Origin of the sequence: Thioalkalivibrio sp. ALE23, assembly GCF_000378545.1 — a bacterium.
Lineage (GTDB): Bacteria > Pseudomonadota > Gammaproteobacteria > Ectothiorhodospirales > Ectothiorhodospiraceae > Thioalkalivibrio.
Window position 1 is genome coordinate 1 of sequence record NZ_KB900069.1, and the last position, 2,227, is coordinate 2,227.

Genomic DNA, 2,227 nt, shown 5'->3' on the forward strand with positions numbered 1-2,227 from the left:
GCTCGCGCAGTTATCCGCCGCATGGCGGCTTAGAAGTTTCTCGACGCGGATCGTGTCGCCTCGGCCGCGTTATCCGCCGCATGGCGGCTTAGAAGCACGCCAGGGGTTGATGTGAAGGGCGCAGAATGTTATCCGCCGCATGGCGGCTTAGAAGAACCCCAGCCAGATCAAGTCGGCCGAGTTCAAGTTATCCGCCGCATGGCGGCTTAGAAGCTATCTCGGGTATGTGCTGGCGGCACGGACGCGTTATCCGCCGCATGGCGGCTTAGAAGGCCCGGGTGTGGCCTTGCGATTCGTAGTGCCGGTTATCCGCCGCATGGCGGCTTAGAAGGGATCGGCTGGCCGGAGGCCAGCGCCCGTTCCGTTATCCGCCGCATGGCGGCTTAGAAGTCACGCTGATCGGCGGGATCCGTACTTCAGTGGTTATCCGCCGCATGGCGGCTTAGAAGCCATAGCCCGCCGCTGGCTCACAGCGTGCATTGTTATCCGCCGCATGGCGGCTTAGAAGAGTAGCTCTCGGACTTCGTCGACGATCTTCGTGTTATCCGCCGCATGGCGGCTTAGAAGAGCGCTTCAAGCTCATCGAGGTACCGCTGGTAGTTATCCGCCGCATGGCGGCTTAGAAGCGACGATCCGGAGCGGATCGGCCCGGCCAGACGTTATCCGCCGCATGGCGGCTTAGAAGAATACCGGCGATCACCCGGAGTGAGTGCATTCGTTATCCGCCGCATGGCGGGAAAATAAATAGCAATGTTGGCGGCCTAACGGCCGCCTTCCCGATCATCAAACTGAATCATCGAATCAAGAACATACGCCCCGCACTCGATTTCCATCGCACGATCGCCATATTCTCGGAACTCACGGCGAACATCATCAAGGCTTTGGGATAGCCAGGAAGGAGAACCTTCAACGACAGAGACATCCTTGACCGGGTCGAGAATCGTGCTTGTGACGTTTTGTAGAGACCAATGCTCATCTTGTTTTACGAAACGAAGGAGAATAGTTTTATTGTCCCGAAGGGGGAACTTCTCGTAATGTGCGAGGCTTATCCAGTCTTTTTCATGTCCGTCCCGCGATTGAATCGCATTCATCCCGTCAAACATCGCCCTCTCAACCGCGCGGTCATCAAGATCGGCAAACGGCGTTTTGGGCGTGGATGTCGAGCCAAATTTCAGCGTAGAGGTCAAGGGAAAGTCCTCGGATGAAAAAGATTCGCCGCCTGTGTTGAGGAGATCCGTCATTGAGTGCCGAGTCTTTTCTTCATCGCTGAACCGATCCCCATTTCCAGGGCGGACGAAGCAGGTCTCGGTCGGCTTCCGGAGGGATCGGAGGTTTCGATCCAGAATCGCGATGTTAGGCACTGCAGTCGTTACGCGTCGATGACGATTAACGCGACCCGCTAACTGCACAATCGAAGAGATGCTGGATGGTTCGATGACGCCGAAATCGAAATCGTGGTCACGACCAATCTCTTCCACTGGGGTTGCAACGACCAGGAAGGTCACGTCATCGAATTCCGAGTCGCGAATCCAGTGATCAGTGGAGTCATCCGTTGCCAGAGGGTTATCGCCTTTGCGGGTGAACAGATGATCCATCCTGCGCTCCTTCGCCGCTCTTCGGCCTTTGACGTCAAAAGAGTGGTAGGACGACGCAAAGATGCCGTGTCGACGGTTTAGGCGTCGAGTCAAATCGACGCACGGCCGCACATTGGCGACACGCACGACTCCGAAGGACACGCGCTTCCCAGACGGGTGATGCCATGCGGTGTTCTCGTGCATCTGACGGATTGCATTGGCTACGGCCAACTCAAAACGGCTTTTCGGATCGTCGTCTTCGTCCGGAATGCACTGGATCATCGCCCGATGGGTTGCCGGCCGTTCTTCGATCACGCTCATCATTCGCTGGATGCGTTGCGCGTAACGATCCCCAGCGTCGTCTTCGGATACATCGAAGGTCTCCGGTTCGGTTAGATTGTCGACGAGAGAGATGTTGCCGCAGAGGGTCTGTTCGTTCAGGGCCGCCCTCATCGCACAACCCGAACGAAAAGCGCGGATCAGGGCATTGGCAACAACCGGGGAGAGCGTCGCGGAAGACGCGACGATCTTTCGGCCAAACATCGCGGCTATGGTGACCAGACGGAGCACCGCGACCATTGCCTCCGGCTCGTAACTTTCGATCTCATCCAGCACAAGATCCGACGACATGAGCCGCAGGAAGGCCTTTAAGT

At 57.1% G+C, this 2,227-nt stretch carries 1 pseudogene and 1 CRISPR repeat array; the pseudogene reads right to left on the reverse strand.

Features of this window, described 5'->3' with window-relative positions:
• Nucleotides 1-9: 9 nt before the first annotated feature.
• Nucleotides 10-744: a CRISPR direct-repeat array (repeat unit 27 nt; unit sequence GTTATCCGCCGCATGGCGGCTTAGAAG).
• A 17-nt stretch (nt 745-761) separates the two neighbouring features.
• Nucleotides 762-2,227 (reverse strand): annotated as a pseudogene (locus F573_RS15305) (hypothetical protein); the annotation flags it as partial.